19 protein-coding genes are annotated in these 16,577 nt (G+C 70.4%); 10 read left to right on the top strand and 9 right to left on the bottom strand.

Annotated elements, in window-relative coordinates; all coding sequences use genetic code 11:
* Positions 1-9 precede the first annotated feature (9 nt).
* Positions 10-1,485: an SLC13 family permease gene (locus tag AB0H42_RS17390; protein ID WP_357056686.1), complete on the bottom strand. Its 1,476-nt coding sequence runs from the start codon at positions 1,483-1,485 to the stop codon at positions 10-12.
* A 323-nt stretch (positions 1,486-1,808) separates the two neighbouring features.
* On the opposite strand from AB0H42_RS17390, the gene AB0H42_RS17385 reads away from it, so the two are divergent.
* Positions 1,809-2,606 (top strand): VOC family protein, encoded by a 798-nt coding sequence (locus AB0H42_RS17385; RefSeq protein WP_357056683.1) that lies wholly within the window; start codon positions 1,809-1,811, stop codon positions 2,604-2,606.
* 132 nt (positions 2,607-2,738) lie between these two features.
* Here AB0H42_RS17385 and AB0H42_RS17380 read toward each other — a convergent pair whose 3' ends face one another.
* The 4 genes from AB0H42_RS17380 to AB0H42_RS17365 form a co-directional block, all read right to left on the bottom strand.
* Entirely contained in the window at positions 2,739-3,869 is a 1,131-nt protein-coding gene (locus tag AB0H42_RS17380; RefSeq protein ID WP_357056680.1) for a serine hydrolase domain-containing protein, read from the bottom strand.
* A 75-nt stretch (positions 3,870-3,944) separates the two neighbouring features.
* Positions 3,945-4,076, bottom strand: a complete 132-nt coding sequence (locus tag AB0H42_RS17375) for a hypothetical protein (RefSeq protein ID WP_357056677.1) — start codon at positions 4,074-4,076, stop codon at positions 3,945-3,947.
* A 107-nt stretch (positions 4,077-4,183) separates the two neighbouring features.
* Positions 4,184-5,158, bottom strand: coding sequence for a TIGR03557 family F420-dependent LLM class oxidoreductase (locus AB0H42_RS17370; RefSeq protein WP_357056674.1), 975 nt, complete (start codon positions 5,156-5,158; stop codon positions 4,184-4,186).
* Between the two features lie 140 nt (positions 5,159-5,298).
* Entirely contained in the window at positions 5,299-6,078 is a 780-nt protein-coding gene (locus AB0H42_RS17365) for a DUF72 domain-containing protein (RefSeq protein ID WP_357056671.1), read from the bottom strand.
* Positions 6,079-6,315: 237 nt separating this feature from the next.
* Here AB0H42_RS17365 and AB0H42_RS17360 point away from each other — a divergent pair, with 237 nt between their 5' ends.
* Positions 6,316-6,621, top strand: coding sequence for a helix-turn-helix domain-containing protein (locus tag AB0H42_RS17360; RefSeq protein WP_357056990.1), 306 nt, complete (start codon positions 6,316-6,318; stop codon positions 6,619-6,621).
* A gap of 71 nt (positions 6,622-6,692) precedes the next feature.
* Positions 6,693-7,517, top strand: a complete 825-nt coding sequence (locus tag AB0H42_RS17355) for a YceI family protein (protein ID WP_357056668.1) — start codon at positions 6,693-6,695, stop codon at positions 7,515-7,517.
* A 25-nt stretch (positions 7,518-7,542) separates the two neighbouring features.
* Here the strand turns inward: AB0H42_RS17355 and AB0H42_RS17350 are convergent, their stop codons facing one another.
* Positions 7,543-8,760: a flavin-dependent oxidoreductase gene (locus AB0H42_RS17350; RefSeq protein ID WP_357056665.1), complete on the bottom strand. Its 1,218-nt coding sequence runs from the start codon at positions 8,758-8,760 to the stop codon at positions 7,543-7,545.
* A complete protein-coding gene (locus AB0H42_RS17345; RefSeq protein WP_357056662.1) occupies positions 8,757-9,209 on the bottom strand; it encodes a hypothetical protein in 453 nt (150 codons plus the stop codon). The genes AB0H42_RS17350 and AB0H42_RS17345 overlap by 4 nt, the downstream gene beginning before the upstream one ends.
* Positions 9,210-9,426: 217 nt before the next feature.
* Here AB0H42_RS17345 and AB0H42_RS17340 point away from each other — a divergent pair, with 217 nt between their 5' ends.
* The 7 genes from AB0H42_RS17340 (at position 9,427) to AB0H42_RS17310 (ending at position 14,783) form a co-directional block, all read left to right on the top strand.
* Positions 9,427-10,506 carry a dihydrodipicolinate reductase gene (locus AB0H42_RS17340; RefSeq protein ID WP_357056659.1) on the top strand — a complete coding sequence of 360 codons (1,080 nt, stop codon included), beginning with the start codon at positions 9,427-9,429 and terminating at the stop codon, positions 10,504-10,506.
* Positions 10,503-11,018, top strand: a complete 516-nt coding sequence (locus AB0H42_RS17335) for a carboxymuconolactone decarboxylase family protein (RefSeq protein WP_357056656.1) — start codon at positions 10,503-10,505, stop codon at positions 11,016-11,018. The genes AB0H42_RS17340 and AB0H42_RS17335 overlap by 4 nt, the downstream gene beginning before the upstream one ends.
* 155 nt (positions 11,019-11,173) lie before the next feature.
* Positions 11,174-11,653 (top strand): hypothetical protein, encoded by a 480-nt coding sequence (locus AB0H42_RS17330; RefSeq protein ID WP_357056653.1) that lies wholly within the window; start codon positions 11,174-11,176, stop codon positions 11,651-11,653.
* A gap of 101 nt (positions 11,654-11,754) precedes the next feature.
* Positions 11,755-12,843: an NAD-dependent epimerase/dehydratase family protein gene (locus AB0H42_RS17325; RefSeq protein WP_357056650.1), complete on the top strand. Its 1,089-nt coding sequence runs from the start codon at positions 11,755-11,757 to the stop codon at positions 12,841-12,843.
* A gap of 9 nt (positions 12,844-12,852) precedes the next feature.
* A complete protein-coding gene (locus tag AB0H42_RS17320) occupies positions 12,853-13,692 on the top strand; it encodes an SDR family oxidoreductase (protein WP_357056647.1) in 840 nt (279 codons plus the stop codon).
* Entirely contained in the window at positions 13,692-14,420 is a 729-nt protein-coding gene (locus tag AB0H42_RS17315; RefSeq protein WP_357056644.1) for a phosphodiesterase, read from the top strand. The genes AB0H42_RS17320 and AB0H42_RS17315 overlap by 1 nt, the downstream gene beginning before the upstream one ends.
* 63 nt (positions 14,421-14,483) lie before the next feature.
* The gene (locus AB0H42_RS17310; protein WP_357056641.1) at positions 14,484-14,783 is read left to right on the top strand and encodes a hypothetical protein; all 300 of its coding nucleotides are present in this window, start codon (positions 14,484-14,486) and stop codon (positions 14,781-14,783) included.
* Positions 14,784-15,083: 300 nt separating this feature from the next.
* On the opposite strand, the gene AB0H42_RS17305 is transcribed toward AB0H42_RS17310, so the two are convergent.
* Together AB0H42_RS17305 and lexA are read right to left on the bottom strand one after the other, a co-directional pair.
* The gene (locus tag AB0H42_RS17305; protein ID WP_357056638.1) at positions 15,084-15,782 is read right to left on the bottom strand and encodes a CoA pyrophosphatase; all 699 of its coding nucleotides are present in this window, start codon (positions 15,780-15,782) and stop codon (positions 15,084-15,086) included.
* A gap of 52 nt (positions 15,783-15,834) precedes the next feature.
* Positions 15,835-16,482, bottom strand: coding sequence for a transcriptional repressor LexA (gene lexA / locus AB0H42_RS17300; RefSeq protein ID WP_357056635.1), 648 nt, complete (start codon positions 16,480-16,482; stop codon positions 15,835-15,837).
* Positions 16,483-16,577: the final 95 nt, after the last annotated feature.

Genomic DNA, 16,577 nt, shown 5'->3' with positions numbered 1-16,577 from the left:
TTCCGAGTTCTACAGGGCCAGGCTCAGCGGCATGATGAGCACAATCGCCACCACCGAGGCGATGGATACGCCCACCGAGCACGTTTTCAGCGTGCCGCGAGTGGTCTGCCCCATCAGCGATTGCAGCAGCCAGAAGGTATTGCTCGTGACGTGCACGGCGAACAGCGATCCGGCGCCGGCGGCCAGCGCGATCAGCACGGGATCGATCCCGAGCGCCGGGGCCACCGGCGCGAGGATGCCCGCCGCGGTGATCGCCGAGAGGGTCACCGAACCGACCGCGATATGCAGTACCGCCGCGATCGCCCACACCATCAGCAGTGGCGCCGCGGTGCTCGCGGTGAAGTAGTCGCCGAGGATATCGCCGACGCCGGTGGCCGTGATGGTGGCGGCCAGCGATCCGCCGACCCCGGTCAGGACGAGGATCTGCCCGCTCTCCTGGAAGCCGGTGGTGAGACAGCGCTGGATGCGGTCGATGCCGACGCTGCGCCGGCCCACGATGCTGGTGCCGACGAGTCCGATCAGCAGGGCGATGACCGGAGTGGCGAGGAATTCGATCACCGGGTTGTGGATCTCGGCGACATCCAGGACGGCGCCGACGGCGATGAGCAGCAGAGCGGTGATCAGCGGTGCCATCAGCAACGGAAGCGGGGTGTCGGGCCGGGTCCGTGCGGGCGCCGCGACGGCCACCCCACCGGAACCGGCCGGCTTGCCGGCAGCACCGGATGCCCCGTCGCCGGCAGTGGGCTGTTCGTCGCCGTCCTGGAGTTCCGCGTCGCCGGCACCGGGCTGCCTGTCGCCGGCGTGGAGTTGCGCGTCACCGGCAGGCTGATCGGCGGGGTAGGGCTGTTCGTCGCGTTCGGAGTTCCACCAGCCGCGGTCGAAGAGGAACGACATGACAGCAACCGCGATGGTGACCGTGGGGATCACGAGCAACAGGCCGAACAGCAGCATCTTGCCGAGCGGCACACCGAGCAGGCCGGCCAGGGCCAGCGCGCCGACGCCGGGCACCATGAGCACGATGCCGCATTCGCCGCCGATCGCCAGCGCCGTGGCCATCCGGGCGGTGCCCTTCTTGTCCATCTTGGCGGCGGCGGTCCGAGCCAGCGGTGCCGAGATGACGAGTAGTACGTCGAGGTAGATGGACTGCAGCGCGGTGGCGACGGTGAGCGAGAGCGCGTACGGCATCCGGTTGACACCGAAGACCCGGATCAAGGCGCGCACGAGGCGTTCGATGGCCCCGGTCTCCTGCAGCATCACGCCGGTCAGCACGCCGAAGGCGATCAGCAATCCGACCTCGGCCATGATGTCGCCGAAGCCGGTGGCGATAGTGTCTACGGTCTTCTCGGTACCCAGACCCGCGGTGAGCCCGAGATAGGCCGAACCGAGGACCAGCGCTACCGCCGGGTTGATTTTGAATCGGATGATCAGCACGACCACCGCGAGGACCGCGGCGCCCGTGTTGACCATCGTGGCAAGGTCTGACATGTGCATATCCCATCGAGTCGCACCGGGCCGGGCGTTGCTCCCGCGCTGGCGGCACGGAAGGCCTCTCGTGACGCAGGCCACAGCGGATTCACATTATGAGCACATACTCACGATATAGGCAACCGGCGTGCCGTGGGAGCCGCGTGCGCTGCGCGGTTGTTGCCCGCCTGCCGCCCGGTGGATACGGTTGGCTCGCCACGGACCGCGGCGCGACCACGCGGGCCGTGCGGCGTCTGTCTCATCCGGGTCTGTCCCATCCCGGGCCTCTCCGCCTGTTATCGCTCGACTCGTGCGAACCCGAAACGGAACACGGAGGACACGCAATGCCGATACGTGAAACTCCCTGGCCGGCCGGCACCCCGTGCTGGACCGACTGCCAGGTCGACGATACGAACCGCGCCCGTGAGTTCTACCGCGACCTGTTCGGCTGGGAGATCGCCGACAGCGCGCCGGAAGCCGGCGGCTACCTGATGGCGCTGCGCCACGGTCGCCCGGTCGCCGGAATCGGCCCCACACCGCCCGGGCAACCGATGCCGTCGGCATGGACCACCTATATCGCCACCGACAATGCCGACGACACGTCCGCCGCGATCGTGGCGGCCGGCGGCACCGTGGTCATGGCACCGTTCGATGTGCTGGATGTGGGGCGGATGTTGGTGGCCACCGATCCCACCGGGGCGGCGTTCGCGGCGTGGCAGGCGAAGCAGCATTTCGGCGCGGCGGTCTACAACGAGCCGGGCGCCTACTGCTGGAACGAACTGCACACCGACGGCTATCAGCGCGCGCAGGAGTTCTACGCCCAGGTGTTCGGCTGGACGTTCACCGAGATCGGTGACGGGGTGAACGTCGACTACGCGACCTTCGCCCTTGCCCCCGACGGGGAACCGGTCGGCGGTCTGAACGATTCCACCAAGAACCCGGGCGCCGGGCCGTCGTACTGGCTGAGCTGGTTTCAGGTCGAGGACACCGACGCGATCCTCGCCTCGGCGACCGGCCTGGGCGCGACCTTGCTGATGGGCCCCGACGACAGCCCCTTCGGGCGGATGGGCGTGCTCACCGCGCCGCAGGGCGAAACCTTCGGCGTGATCGACACCGCGCGGGCCACCGAGATGCCGTCCTGACGGCCTCGCCCGGCCGCTGTCGGGACGGCCGGGCGAGGCGCGCGGGGTTGCCGGTGTGCCGGGCCCGAGACGCAGACGAACCGGCCGCCCCTTGCGGGCGGCCGGCCGGGGTGGACGGACAGGCCGGGTTGTTCACCTACACAGTGCGTGGGTGAGCACATCGCGGATATCCACGGTGGAGGGTGTACCGGTAAAGGAGAAGGTGACCGCGAGCCCCGGGGCGGCGGCGCCGGAGATGGCAGAAAAGCCGTAGATGCTACCGAGGTGGCCGGCATATTGCAGGCCGCACGGCAGCTGGGTGTACGCAATGCCGAGCCCGTAGGACATGCCGTCACCGCGGCCCATATCGCTCCCGTCGAGCATCTGCGGCAGTCGGTCCTGCGGCACCACCCGACCGGACAGCAGCGCGAGGAAGAACCGGTTCAGATCGGCGCCGGTGCTGATCAGCGCGCCGGCCGCCCACGGCAGCGACGGCTCCACCCGCGTCACGTCGGTAACGGTGCCGTCGACGGTGGCGTAGCCGGTCGGATGCGGGTCGCGCAGACCGGTTTCTCCGGTGGCCGGCAGGTAGGTGTCCCACAGTGCCAGCGGAGTGAGAATACGGTCGCGCAGTTCGTCGGTGTAGCGGTGTCCGGTCACCACCTCGATCAGCAGGCCGGCGACGATGTAGTTGGTATTGGTGTATTTGAATCGAGTGCCGGGGGCGAACTGCGCGGGTTGCCGCAGGGCGGCTGCGATCTCCTGGGCGGGGGTGTAGGTGTGGCCGTCCTGTGCCGCCTCGTACTCGTTCGTCTCCGGAGTTCCGGGCAGTTCGGGCAGTCCGCTTCGATGGCCCAGGATCTGGCGGACGGTGGGGGCGTACTCCTCCATCCCGGCCCCGATGAGCAGACCGGGCAGATACGCGTCGATCGACCGGTCGAGGTCGATCCTGTGTTCGGCGACCAGTTGCAGCACAATCGCGGCGGTGAAAGCCTTGGTGACGCTACCGACCCGGACATGCTGGGGACGATCGGTAGGGATCGGGGTCCCGGCGGCGATATCGGAGAGGCCGGCGGTGGCGACGACGGTCGCGTCGTTCTCGGTGATTGTGGCAATGGCCCCGACAGCACCCGAGCGGACCACCGCGTCGAGGTCGCCGCGCACTCTGTCCATGCGGGCGGCAGCCACCGAAGGTGTCGGGGCGGGCTCGACCGAGCTCGTCGTGCAGGCAGACAGGAGCACCGCCACTGTGCAGAGCGGTAGGACGATGGCTCGTATACCCATGATCCGATAGTTACGGGCTGTGTGCGGCGGCGCCGCGCGACCGCGATCGGCGTCGCGCGGTGTCGACGGAGCCGGTCAGGTGCCGCGGTCGCGGCGTTCGGTCCGGTCCACGCGTTCGTTCGCCGGATTGTCGTCGTCCTCGTCGTCGCGGGCCGGACACAGCGAGGCGAACGGTCCGGGTCGTTGCGCTACTTCTCTGATACTCATGCCATTCACGGCCGCCGCGTACCCGGCCACAGCGGATCGAATCCGGCTCCGGCGAAATCACCGGGACCGGTCGGCGCGGCGGCCGGTCAGACGGGACGCGGCGCCGGTCAGGCCGGTTGCGGACTCAGTTTGCGCAGCGGTTCGTCCAGTTCCGCGCGGTAGAAGTCGATGAACCCGTCCGGGTCCGGCCCGGCATTCTGCATCACCAGATGATCGAACCCGGCGTCCACGAACGGCTGCGCGACGTCGAGGTAGCGCTGCGCGTCCGGCCCACAGGCGAACTTTTCCAGAATGTCCTCCTCGCGGACCGTCGCCGAGGCCGCCGCGAAATTCACCGGGTTCGGCAATTCACTCATCACTTTCCAGCCGGTGAGCGCCCAGCGTGAGGTATCCAAGGCCGCCCGGGCCGCGGTGTGCTCGTCGGGCGCCCACGCCATCGGCACCTCGGCGTAGCGGGGGCCGGTGCCGCCCGCCGCCTCGTAGTCCGAGACCAGGTGTGGTTTCGGTTCGGTGGCGAAGAGCCCGTCACCCAGTTCGCCGGCGATCTCGGCGGCGTGGCTGCCACCGGCGGCCACCGCGATCACCGGCAACTCGTCGGGCAGATCGAATACGCGGGCATCGGACAGCTTCAAGAACTGGCCGTCGTAGGAGCGGTAGCCGCCCTCCCACAGCGACCGGATGATCTCCAGCGCTTCCCGCAGCAGTTGGTGGCGGCCGGCGACATCGACCGGGAAACCCTCACCCACGATGTGTTCATTGAGCCGCTCGCCGGAACCCAGACCCAGGGTGAACCGGTTCTCGGACAGGATCGCGAGCGTGGCGGCCGCCTGCGCGATGATCGCGGGGTGGTACCGCACGGTCGGACAGGTGACCCCGGTGGCGAGTCCGATCCGGTCGGTCTCCGCGGCGATGGCGCCGAGTACGGTCCAGGCGAAGGGGGAGTGGCCCTGGTTGTCCAGCCACGGGTGGAAATGGTCGCTGATCTCGACGAAATCGAATCCCGCGGCTTCGGCGCGGACGGCCTGCCGGACCAGTTCGGCGGGGCCGAAGCCCTCGGCGGCGAGTTTGTAGCCGATCTGCATGGTTCCTCCGAACGCTGTAGTCGTCGATGGCCACCGCCGAGTCGGGTCTCGCGGCGGGGCGGCGTCGGACGCAGGCGCGATACCCGATGGGCCGCGCGGGAAACGGGAACGGCTCGCTGCACCGGTCGGCCGGCAAGCGGTCAGGCCGAGGAGTAGGGGGAAACGCCGGTGGGTGTGCGCGTCACGGTGGCGCCGGCCCGCGTGGCGAGCGCCGCGAACGCGACGGCGTCCCGGACGGCCGCGCCACCGGGGTCGTTGTTGAAATAGACGAAGACGTCCTCGGCGTCGGACCAGGTCCCGGTGAGGCGCTCGGCCCACGTGCGCAGGGCGCGCGTCCCGTAGCGGGGCGCGGGTGCCGCCCGGCCCCGATGCAGTCGCAGGTAACCCCAGTCGGTGGTCCGCCAGCGTGGGGTCACCGGCTGCGAGCCGGCGTCGGCCCAGCAGAGTGCGGCGCCGTGGTCCTCGAGCACACCGTGGATGCGCGGCGACCACCACGACTCGTGCCGGGGCTCCACCGCGACCCGGATATCACGGGGGAAACAGCACAGGCAGGTGTCGAGCAGGCCCGGGTCGGCGCGCAGCGTCCCGGGAAGTTGCAGCAGCACCGGTCCGAGCCGCGGTCCCAGCCCACCCGCGTGGCGCAGCAACCGGGCGACCGGTTCCTCGGGATCGCGCAGGCGTTTCATATGGGTCAGGAACCGGCTGGCCTTGACCGCCACGACGAAGTCGGCCGGTGTCCGCTCCCGCCAGGCCTCGAAGGTCTCCCGGGTGGGCAGCCGATAGAAGGCATTGTTGTTCTCGACGGTCGCGAAACCCGCGGCATAGTGTTCCAGCCACAGCCGTTGCGGGCACCGCTCCGGGTAGAGGACACCGCGCCAGTCCCGGTATTGCCAGCCGGAGGTGCCGATGTGCAGCGTCATCGCCGGATCACCGGCTCTTCGCGGCGCGGCCCGGGACCGTCGCGTCTCCGTCCCGGGGCCGGGTGGTGACGCGGTCCTCGACCCGGCCGGACCGGTCGCCTGAATGGGCTCATGAGTGGCGGCTACCCGGGAGGTCCGCATTCATGCCCTCGGCGGTGCCGCCCCGGGCGCGCAGCGAAGCGGTAGCCCCGCTGTCACCGCGCCCGGGCTGTCACCGGGCCGCGACCGCCACCGCGTCTGGGCTGTCGCCGGGTCCCGGCCGTCACCGCGCCCGGGCTGTCACCGCGCGCCGGTGACCAACGTGTCCCGGCCTCCACTGGTGATTCCGGAACCCGCTGTAGCGTCCGGAGATCGGCTGTTGCCTACATACCGGGGCACGAGCTGACCCGGGCGGCCGCAGAGGCAAGGTTCGCCTCGCCGTCGCATTTCAGCGATACTTTCCGGGCGATGTTCGGGCTCACGCCCACGGCCTTCGTCCGGATCGGCGGCGAACTGTCGGTCATCGAGCGACGAAGGCCACCGCCCCTGTCGGCGGGGAGATGACGTGGGTATATTCGGCATCGGCAACTAGTTGCTTGTGCTAATCAACTCTGAGTGGTGAAAAGGTGATGCCCATGCCCGGTTTGACCGGCCGCATCCACGGCGCCGACGGCTGGCCCATACTCGACGCGGTGCTGACCGTGACGGATATGCGTGGTCGGCAGATCTGCCGCGCGGTATCCGACGAGAACGGCGCGGTGTCCACCGAACCGCTGCGTCCGGGTGTGCACACCGCGGTGCTCACCGCCGCCGGATATCAGCCCGCCGCCCGGGCGGTGCAGATCTCGTCGTCGGGTTCGGGCACCCTGGGCGAGGTGGCGCTGGCCCCGGTGGTCGACGCCGTCGCCCTTCCGCCGGCCGGCCCCTGGACCATCGACCCCGTGCACTCCTCGGTGATCGCCACCGCTCGTCACCTGGGCATTTCCAGTATCAAGGCGCGGTTCGCGGAGGTGAGCGGACGGCTCGATATCGCCGAGCGGTTCGAACAGACCTCCGGCTACGCCGAGATCAAGGCCGCCGCCATCGACACCGGTATCGAGATGCGCGACACCCACCTGCGCTCCGCTGACTTCCTCGACGTCGAGAACTACCCGCTGATCTCCTTCACCGGCAACGGGCTCAGCCGCACCGGCGGCGACACCTGGGTGATGTCGGGTGAGCTGTCCCTGCACGGACAGCGCCGGCCGGTCGATCTCGCGCTGACCTACGGCGGGTTCGGCCCGGACCCCTGGGGCGGGGTCCGGGCCGCCTTCCATGCCGAGACCACGCTGCGGCGTGACGATTTCGCTATCGACTACAACGCGATGGTCCGTGCCGGAGTGGCGGCGATCGGCACCACGGTCAAGATCGATCTGGACATCCAGGTGGTGCAGGGCGACCAGCTCCCCGAATCGGCCTAGCGGAGAGGCCGGCGGTACCGGCCGGCTACCGGACAGCGCTGGTGCGCCGGTACCCGTCGGTAATGGCGCGGAGTTCCTCGGCGGTCAGCACTTCCTCGATACGGTCGAAACCCTCGGGCGCCCGTTCCGCGACCATCCGCAGGGCGCGATCCATCGGAATGTCCCGGTTGGCGAGAACGATGGAGTTCGCCCTTTCGCGGCGTGCCGATTCGTAGGCCGCCAACCCGGCGACCGGGTCACCCGCGCGGGCCAGCTCCGCGGCTACCGACCGGGCGTCGAGAATCGCCTGTGAGCCGCCGTTGGAGCCGACCGGGTACATCGGGTGCGCGGCGTCGCCGAGCAGGGTGATCCGGCCGAAACTCCAGCGCGGCAGCGGATCCCGGTCGACCATCGGGTATTCCAGGATGGTCTCGCTCGCGGCGAGCAGGGCCGCCACGTCGAGGCCGGCGATCCGCCAGCCGCGGTAGTGCGGTACGACATCGTCGAGCCGTCCGGTATATGTCCACTCGGCCTCGCCCTGGCTGTCCTGTGGCATCCGCACCTCGGCGACCCAGTTGACGAGGACCTCGTCGCTGCCCGGCGCGGCGGGCCCGAGCGGATAGGCGACGAGTTTGGCGGCGTGATTGCTGCCGGCCATCAGCATCGAGGTGCCGGTGAGGAAGCGCGCCGCGGTGGCGACGCCGCGCCACATCCGGATACCGTTCCAGCACGGTGGGCCCTCGTCCGGGTACAGGTGCGCCCGTACCGCGGAATGCAGCCCGTCGGCGCCGATCACCGCGTCCGCGGTGAGCTCGCTCGCGGGGCCGCCGCCGTGCTCGTCGACCGTGACGCGGACCTGCCGATCCACTTCGATGGCGGCGACGAACCGGCACCCGGTCCGTACCGCGCCGGGACCGAGCCGGTCGCGCACCGCATCCAGCAGCAACGACTGCAGCCGGCCGCGGTGGACCGAATACTGCGGCCACGGGTATCCGGCCGCCACGCCGCGCGGCTCTCGCCAGATCTCGTTGCCGAACCGGTCGTAGTGCACCAGTTCGGAGGTGGCGATCGCCCGCGCGGCGAGCGCGTCGTGCAGCCCGAGTTCGGCGAGGATTCCGGTCGCGTGCGGCAGCAGATTGATGCCGACGCCGAGCGGGCGTAGCCGCGGGACCCGGTCGATCACCTGGACCTCGATACCGGCCGCGTGCAGGCTCAGCGCTGTCGTCAGCCCACCGATCCCGGCGCCGACGATCAGCACCCTCATCGGGCCGCCGCCAGCGGCACATAGGCGGGGTTGAACCGTTCGTGCAGATGCGCCACCACGGTCGACCGGTCGGACAGCACGCTCTCCTTGTACGCGCAGGGCAGGCCTTCGCCGCCACCGGCCGCGGGCCAGCGCGTGACGCCCGCGCCCAGGACCGTGCGCGCGAGGTGGCGGCGGGCGCCGGCGAGACTGTGGCCGATGGGCAGGCGTTCGTCGGTGAGCAGGGCGGTGAGTTCGTCGTCGGTGGCCACCACGGCCACGCAGTTCCACGAGACGGCCGCGCCGCCGGTGGTGACGAGGGTCGAGTGGCGCACGATCACGGGATCGGTATCGGCACAGCCGAGCGCCGTGCGTACCGCGGGGTCGAGGTCACCTCCGGTGGTGGTGTGCTGATCGGTGAGGTCGAGTGCCAGCGGGCGGCCGATCAGCGCCTCCAGCAGTCTGGTCATCGATCCGTCAGCGCGCAGTAACATCCGGGTAACCGAGGGTAAATCGGATCCCGTTGTCTCCGTGAGGAATTCCGTCACCGGGTCAACGATACGGCGGCGGCGCCGGGGCGGCATTCCCGGCGGCGGAGATATCGGCCACGTGAAGGGCCGGGGTGGTATCGCCGGAGAAGCTGCCGATTCGCCCCTTTCACAACCAAGCGCTTGTTAGAATCCGGCGATGATCTCGACGGTCGTCTGGGGGACCGGCAATGTGGGCCGCGCCGCCGTACGGGCGGTCGACGCCCACCCCGAACTCGAACTCACGGCTGTCCTCGTGCACGACCCGGTTAAGGCGGGCCGGGACGCGGGCGACCTGGCCGGGCTCGACCGGTCGCTGGGCGTGGCGGCCACCACCGATGTGGACGCGGTGCTGGCGGCCCGCCCCGGGGCGGTGGTGTACGCCGCGTCGGGGGAAATCCGGCCCGACGACGCCCTCGCCGATATCGTCCGCGCGATCGGCGGCGGCGCGGTGGTGGTGACCCCGGCGCTCTACGCCCTCTACGACCAGCGCGGCGCCCCACCCGAGGTCCGGGAACCGGTTCTGGCCGCGATCGAATCCGGCGGCGGCTCCCTGTTCGTCTCGGGCATCGATCCCGGCTGGGGCAACGATGTGCTGCCGCTGCTCGTCAGCGGTTTGGGCAGCGTCGTCGAGGTGGTGCGCTGCCAGGAGATCTTCGACTACTCCACCTACGACCAGCCCGATTCCGTGCGCTACCTGGTGGGCATGGGGCAGCCCATGGACCAGGTACCCGCCATGGTGGCACCCACGGTCCCGACCATGGTGTGGGGCGGACAGGTGCGGCTCATGGCCCGGGCGCTCGGCGTCGAACTCGACGAGGTCCGCGAGTCCGTCCAGCGGCTGCCCCTGGAAACCACCGTCGAGACCGCGACCATGGGCAAGTTCGAGGCCGGCACCCAGGGCGCCATGCGTTTCGAGGTGCAGGGCATCGTGGCCGGTGTGCCCCGGATCGTGGTGGAGCACATCACCCGGATCCACCCGTCGTGCGCACCCGAATGGCCCGCCCCGCCCAACGGTGCAGGGGCGCACCGAGTGATCATCGAAGGCCGTCCGCGCATCGAGGTCACCGTCGAGGCGACCGACGAGGGCGGCAACTACGCGGCCGGTGGTAACGCCACGGCCGTGGGGCGGCTGGTCGGTGCGATCGACTGGCTGGTCGCGGCCGGGCCCGGCCTCTACGACGCCCTCGATGTCCCGCTGCGCCCGGCGGCCGGAAAGTTCGGAAGGAACGCCTCGTGAGAGTTGACATTCCCGAAGGCAAGGATCCCATCGGTTACGTCTGGGGCGAGATGGTGCCCGGCATCGGTCTCGCCGCCTCGAACTTTTCGCTGGCGGTGTACGCGCACACCACGCTGGGCCTGCGCGAATTCGAGGCCGCGCGGCTGCGGATCGCCCAGATCAACGGCTGCGTGTTCTGCCTGGACTGGCGGACCGAACGCGACGGACAGAAGGTGGAGGAGGGCTTCGACGCCGCCGTCGCCGACTGGCGCGGCACCGAGATGCTCGACGACCGGGCCCGGCTGGCCGCCGAATACGCCGAACGCTACGCCCTGGACCACCACAACCTCGACGAGGATTTCTGGTCCCGGATGACCGCGCACTACAGCCAGGCCGAGATCGTGGAGCTGAGCATGTGCCTGGGCTCCTGGCTCGCCTTCGGCCGGCTCAACCATGTCCTCGGACTCGACGCAGTGTGTGTGCTCCCCGGACATTCGGCGCCGAGTGCCCCCGGGGCCCGTCCCGGTGCCTGAGCCGGTTCCCGGCCCGGGACCGGTGCGATGAAGCCGCGGCGTCCTGGGTAACTGCGGGGTATGAAGACTCGAGACCGTATCGCCGAACCCTGGGGAGCACGCACCCGCTACGGTCCGGGGCTGTACGAACTCCGCGCCGAGGACCGAGGTGACCGGTGAAACTGCATATCGTCATCGAGGAACTGCAATTCTCCGAGCGAGAACTCGCCGGGGAACTGGCGGCCGTCGCGGTCCGGCACCGGGCCGAATACGAGATCCACCAGACCGCCCGGGATCTGGCCGGCTCGTCGCAGGACCATCTCCGCGAACTGGACGCGCTCGCCCCCCGGTTCGGGGCGGCCAAAGGTCACGGCCGGCGCCACCTGCGGGTCCGGCTTCCCCGCCCGCGCCGGCTGCGCGGAGCCGGCGGCCGGCCGCCGGACCCGGGGCTGCGGCTCCTGCGGGATCTACGCCGGCTGCATCAGCTCGCGGCGGGTGTGTCGGTGGACTGGGAACTGCTCGCCCAGGGCGCGCAGGCGGCCCGGGAACCGGAACTGCTGGCCCTGGCCGCGCAGTGCCATCCGGGTACGCAGCGCCAGCTGCGCTGGACCAACGCCATGTGCAAGGTGCTCTCACCCCAGATCCTCGCGGGCTGAGTCGCGGCCGGCGGCAAGCGGCCGAACCGGCGCCCGGCCGGCTGTGTCGGCACCGCGAACCCGGGTATGCCGCACACCCCGACGGACAGCGAGGTGAACTGATGCGGGTGATCGTCACGGGGGCCACGGGAAATGTGGGTACCGCGGTGCTCGAGCAGCTGAGCGGTACCGGAACGGTGGATTCGATCGTGGGCGTGGCCCGGCGGAAACCGGAGCACGCGCATCCGGGGGTCGAATGGGCGGCGGCCGATATCCGCTCCGCCGATCTGGCGTCGCTGTTCCGCGGCGCCGACGCGGTGGTCGACCTGGCCTGGGTGTTCCAGCCCACGCGGCGGCCCGGCGACACGTGGCGGACCAATGTCGGGGGGACCGGCCGGGTGCTCGCCGCGGTGGCCGCGGCCGGGGTGCCCGCGCTGGTACACGCCTCCTCGGTCGCGGCCTACTCGCCCGCGACCGGTGACGAGCCGGTCGACGAGAGCTGGCCGACCGAGGGCTGGCCGGGGGCGTCCTACGCGGTCGAGAAAGCCTATGTAGAGCGGCTGCTGGACCTTTTCGAATACGAACATCCGGACTGCCGCCTGGTCCGGATGCGCCCGGCGTTCACCTTCCAGCGCGCCTCGGCCGCACAGCAGCGCCGGCTGTTCGCCGGACCGCTGCTCCCCGACCGGCTGGTCCGGCCGGGACTGCTACCGCTGTTGCCCTATCCGCGCGGGCTGCGCTTCCAGGCATTGCACAGTGCCGACGCGGGCCGTGCCTATACGGCGGCGGTGCTCTCCGGCGCGCGGGGCGCGTTCAATATCGCGGCCGAACCGGTCCTCGACCGCGCCGAGCTCGCGCGGTTGCTGGGTGTGCGCACGGTCGAAGTGCCCCCGTGGCCGGTCCGGACCGCGCTGGCCGGCGCCTGGCACCTACGCCTGGTGCCCGCCACGCCCGGCCTGTTCGACACGATGATGCAGTTGCCGATCATGGACACCACCCGGGCCCGGACGGAACTCGGCTGGCAGCCGCGGGTCACCGCGACCGACGCGCTGCGCGAGTTCCTCGACGCGCTGCGCGAACGCCGGGGTGGCGACACCCCGCCGCTGGCCCCCGACGCCGGGGGAGTGGCGCGCCACCGTGAATTCACCTCCGGCGTCGGTGGGCGCGATCCGGTCGACAACCGACTGTGTGATCACGATCCGTCCGGGTAGCCGCGCCCTATGGCTACTATCGCTCCCTTACCGAAAGAACGCATAGGCGCGCCGCTACGGGCCGTGGTGACCGGATCCGATTCGGGGATCGGCCGGGCGATCGCGGTCGCGCTGGCCGGCGGCGGTGTCGATGTGGGGATCACCTATCACTCGGACGAGGCCGGTGCCCGGCATACGGCGGGACTGGCTCGCGACCGGGGTGCGCGCGCCGCTGTCCGGCAGATGGATCTGGACGATCTGCCCACGAGTACCGCCGCAGTGGACGAACTCGCCGACGAATTGGGCGGAGTGGATGTGCTGGTGAACTGTGCCGGTACCGGCTCCGCGCAGAAGGCGATGGATATGGATTTCGACACCTGGCGGCATGTGCTGTCGGTCGACCTGGACGGCGCCTTCCTCTGTACGCAACGTGCCGTCCGGCATATGACGGAGGCCGGCCGCGGCGGGCGGATCATCAATATCACCAGCGTGCACGAGCACGCACCCAAGGTCGGGGCGGCACCCTACTGTGCGGCCAAGGCGGGCCTCGGCGCCCTGACCAAAGTGCTGGCGCTGGAACTGGCCGAACACGACATCACCGTGAACTCGGTGGCCCCCGGGGAGATCGCCACCCCGATGACCGGGCAGGAGGACGCCGATCCACGCGAACAACCCCGGCCGGGGCTGCCGCTGGGCCGGCCCGGCCACGCCGAGGAAGTCGCCTCCGTGGTGGCTTTCCTGGCGACCCCCGCCGCGGGATATGTGACCGGAGCGTCCTATGTCGTCGACGGCGGCATGCTGCTGATGGGGCCGCAGTCCAGCCAGCTCGTCGGCGACGAGGGCTGGCGTAATCCGAAGGGAGACGCATGATGACCGATCGACTTACCCTGGCTCCGGTGTCGGCACTGGTGCGCGGCGCGTTCGACGCCGGTGCCCATCTCCGGCACGCCCGTTTCTTCCACCCGCGCGGCGTCCGGCTCTCCGGTCGGTTCCGCGCCGAACCCGAATTCACCCGGCTGTTCGGCGACGGCGACCGCGCGACCATCGGGCGCCTCTCCAAAGGGGTGGGCACTCCCGGCGGCCTCCCGGATATTCTCGGCCTCGCCTTCCGGGTGCTCGATATCAACGACAAACCCTGGGATTTCGCGCTGGCGACCACCGGACAGCGCCCGGTCGCCCGGCTATCCCTGACCGTCGCGCGCGGCTGGGACAGCGCCCGGTTCGGCAGTCTGCTGCCCTACCAGTGGGACGATTCCGATCCGCTCTGGGTGCTCGCCGAGCCGGACCCGGGGCTACCCACCAGCACCTCGCTGTCGGCCCTGGCCCGGCATGTGCACGAGCATCAGATCGGGTACACGATCTCGGTCGCCGGTTACGGGCCCGCGCGCCAGACCGTGGGACACCTGGCGCTGCGCGCCGCCGACCCGGGCGAACATCGCACCGATTTCTACGATCCCGTGCTCAACCACCCCGCCGATGTAGCCCTGCTGCCCCGCGCGGTGCAGCGGCTGCGGGAATCGGCCTACGACGGCAGCCGCCGTGGTCGCGGTGTCGAGGACCGGGAAACCGGCCGGGTCGAGGTGGACCCGCACCGGTGACGGCGGCGCCAGGAAATCGGCGGCGACCTGTTTGCGCGGCGGCGTCCGGGAAAACACGCGACCATGAACGAAACCGAGGACCCCGGCACGGAATCCCCTGAGATCGCCGAGTGGGCGAGTAGCTCGATTCCGTCGACCGGCGAACAGCTGGACGAAGACGAACTGGCCGCCGACCCGCTCGAGGAGGGTATGGATCCGCCCGACCACTGGTCGGCCGCGGACCGGTACGCCACTACGCCGCGGGAGCAGCGAGAGGGTGAACCGATGGAGCTCCGGCTTGCGGAGGAAGAGCCCGATATCGTGCCGGAGGGTCAACGTTCGGCCAGCCGGCCCGACGCGCAGCCGGGCGCCGAGCGGCCCTGAGCGGCTCGGGGCAGGGACGGCGCCGGTGACGCCGGCGCCGCAGCGCAGTCGGCGATTTCGCAGTTCATGATCGGGTGCCGGCGCTGCTGCGCGGCGGGTGCGGTGGGCAGTGCCCGGTTCTGCCACTCGTCACGGTGTCGCGAGTCGAGGCCGGGACCTACTCCCCAACCCTGGCCGCCCGCTACGAGTCGGTGCGGTGGTCGTCGCGCCCGCCGCCCGTAACCGGGCGGGCAACGGCGCGGTCCGCGCTTCTTCGGCCGTGTCATCCGGGAGTCGGGCGGCCACCTGGGTCGCGGGCGTTCAGTGCCGCGTCCAGGTGGGTTGAGCGAAATCCGCGACCCGGGCCGCCTTCGGCTCGCTGCCCAGCAGCACCACCTCGCGGAACTGCCAGAGCATGGCGCCGGTGGGGGCGTGGATCGTCATATTCGGGCCCAGGCGCATCTGCAGCAGGCCGGGCTCACCGGGCGGGGCGTCGACCGCCGGGGCGCCGTCGTCGTGCATCCGGGCGGAGTCCGGCAACACCCAGTGCGGTGTGTCGTCGGCGGCCAGCCGGTCGAAAGCGGCCTGGTGCACCGAATGGACTTCCTCCGCGTTCGGCTGCAGGCGCGTGATATCGGACAGCGTCGCCACCAGGGGAGTGATGGCGAACCCGGAGCTGGCCGGAAAATCGTCGAGGGTGCCGAGTACATCGTCGGGGCCGGTCGTCAGCCCGAGCTCTTCGTGCAGTTCGCGCAGGGCGGCCTGCTGCGTGGTCTCGCCCGGTTCGACGCGGCCGCCGGGCAGCGCCCACTGCCCGGCATTGCGGCCGCGATAGGCACGTTTGATGACCAGCACCGACAGCGATCCACCGGTATCGACCACACACAGCACCACGGCGGCCCGGCGCAATCCGTCGGTATCGGGTACCGCGATCCGCGGGAACACCGCCAGCCGGGCCCGGGCGAGGGTGCGGAATTCGTGGAGATTGTCGGGGACCCGCGGTCCCGGGTCTGTTCCCATACGTTCGATCATGCACCATCGGCCCGCGGCCGCCGGGCGGTGGGCGCGGGGTTCACAGGCGCCGCATCACCGAGACGACCTTACCCAGCACCACCGCGTGGTCGCCGTCGATCACCTGATACGCAGGGTTGCGCGGTTCCAGGTACACATGACCGGCACGGCGGCGGAACACCTTGACCGTCGCCTCCCCGTCCAGCATCGCGGCGACGATCTCCCCGGTCTGCGCGTCGGGCTGGCGGCGTACCACCACGATATCCCCGTCGCAGATGGCCGCGTCCACCATCGAATCGCCGCGCACCCGCAACCCGAACACGGTCCCGCGGCCCACCAGTTCCCGTGGCAGCGTGAGCACATCGTCGGTGTGCTCGTCGGCGAGGATCGGCGTACCCGCCGCGATATCGCCGACGACGGGGACCGCGACGGCGTCCCGGGCGGCGGGTTCCGCCACGGCTCGGGCGTTCAGGAACAGCCGCACGTCCATCGGCCGGGAGACTCCGTCACCGCGGCGCAGGAAGCCCTTCTCCTCCAGACTCTTCAGATGCCTCGATACCGAGGACGGGGAGCGCAGCCCGACGGCGTCACCGAGCTGCCGGGTATTCGGCGGGTAACCGTGCCGCACCACCCACTCCCGTATCGCCGCGAGGATGCGGCGCTGGCGTTCCGGCAGGGTCGAGGTGTCGAGGTGGTCGAATTCGGTCACCGCGACATCGTATGACCAGGCGTGACAGCCGCTTCCGAGGTATCCGCGTTGCCGCGTTGCCGCGTTGCCGCGTTGCCGCGTTGCCGGGCCGCATG

This window comes from Nocardia sp. NPDC050799, from assembly GCF_040654015.1.
Classification (GTDB): Bacteria; Actinomycetota; Actinomycetes; order Mycobacteriales; family Mycobacteriaceae; genus Nocardia.
Note: the sequence above shows the minus strand (reverse complement) of the source record. Positions and strands in the feature narration are given on the sequence as shown.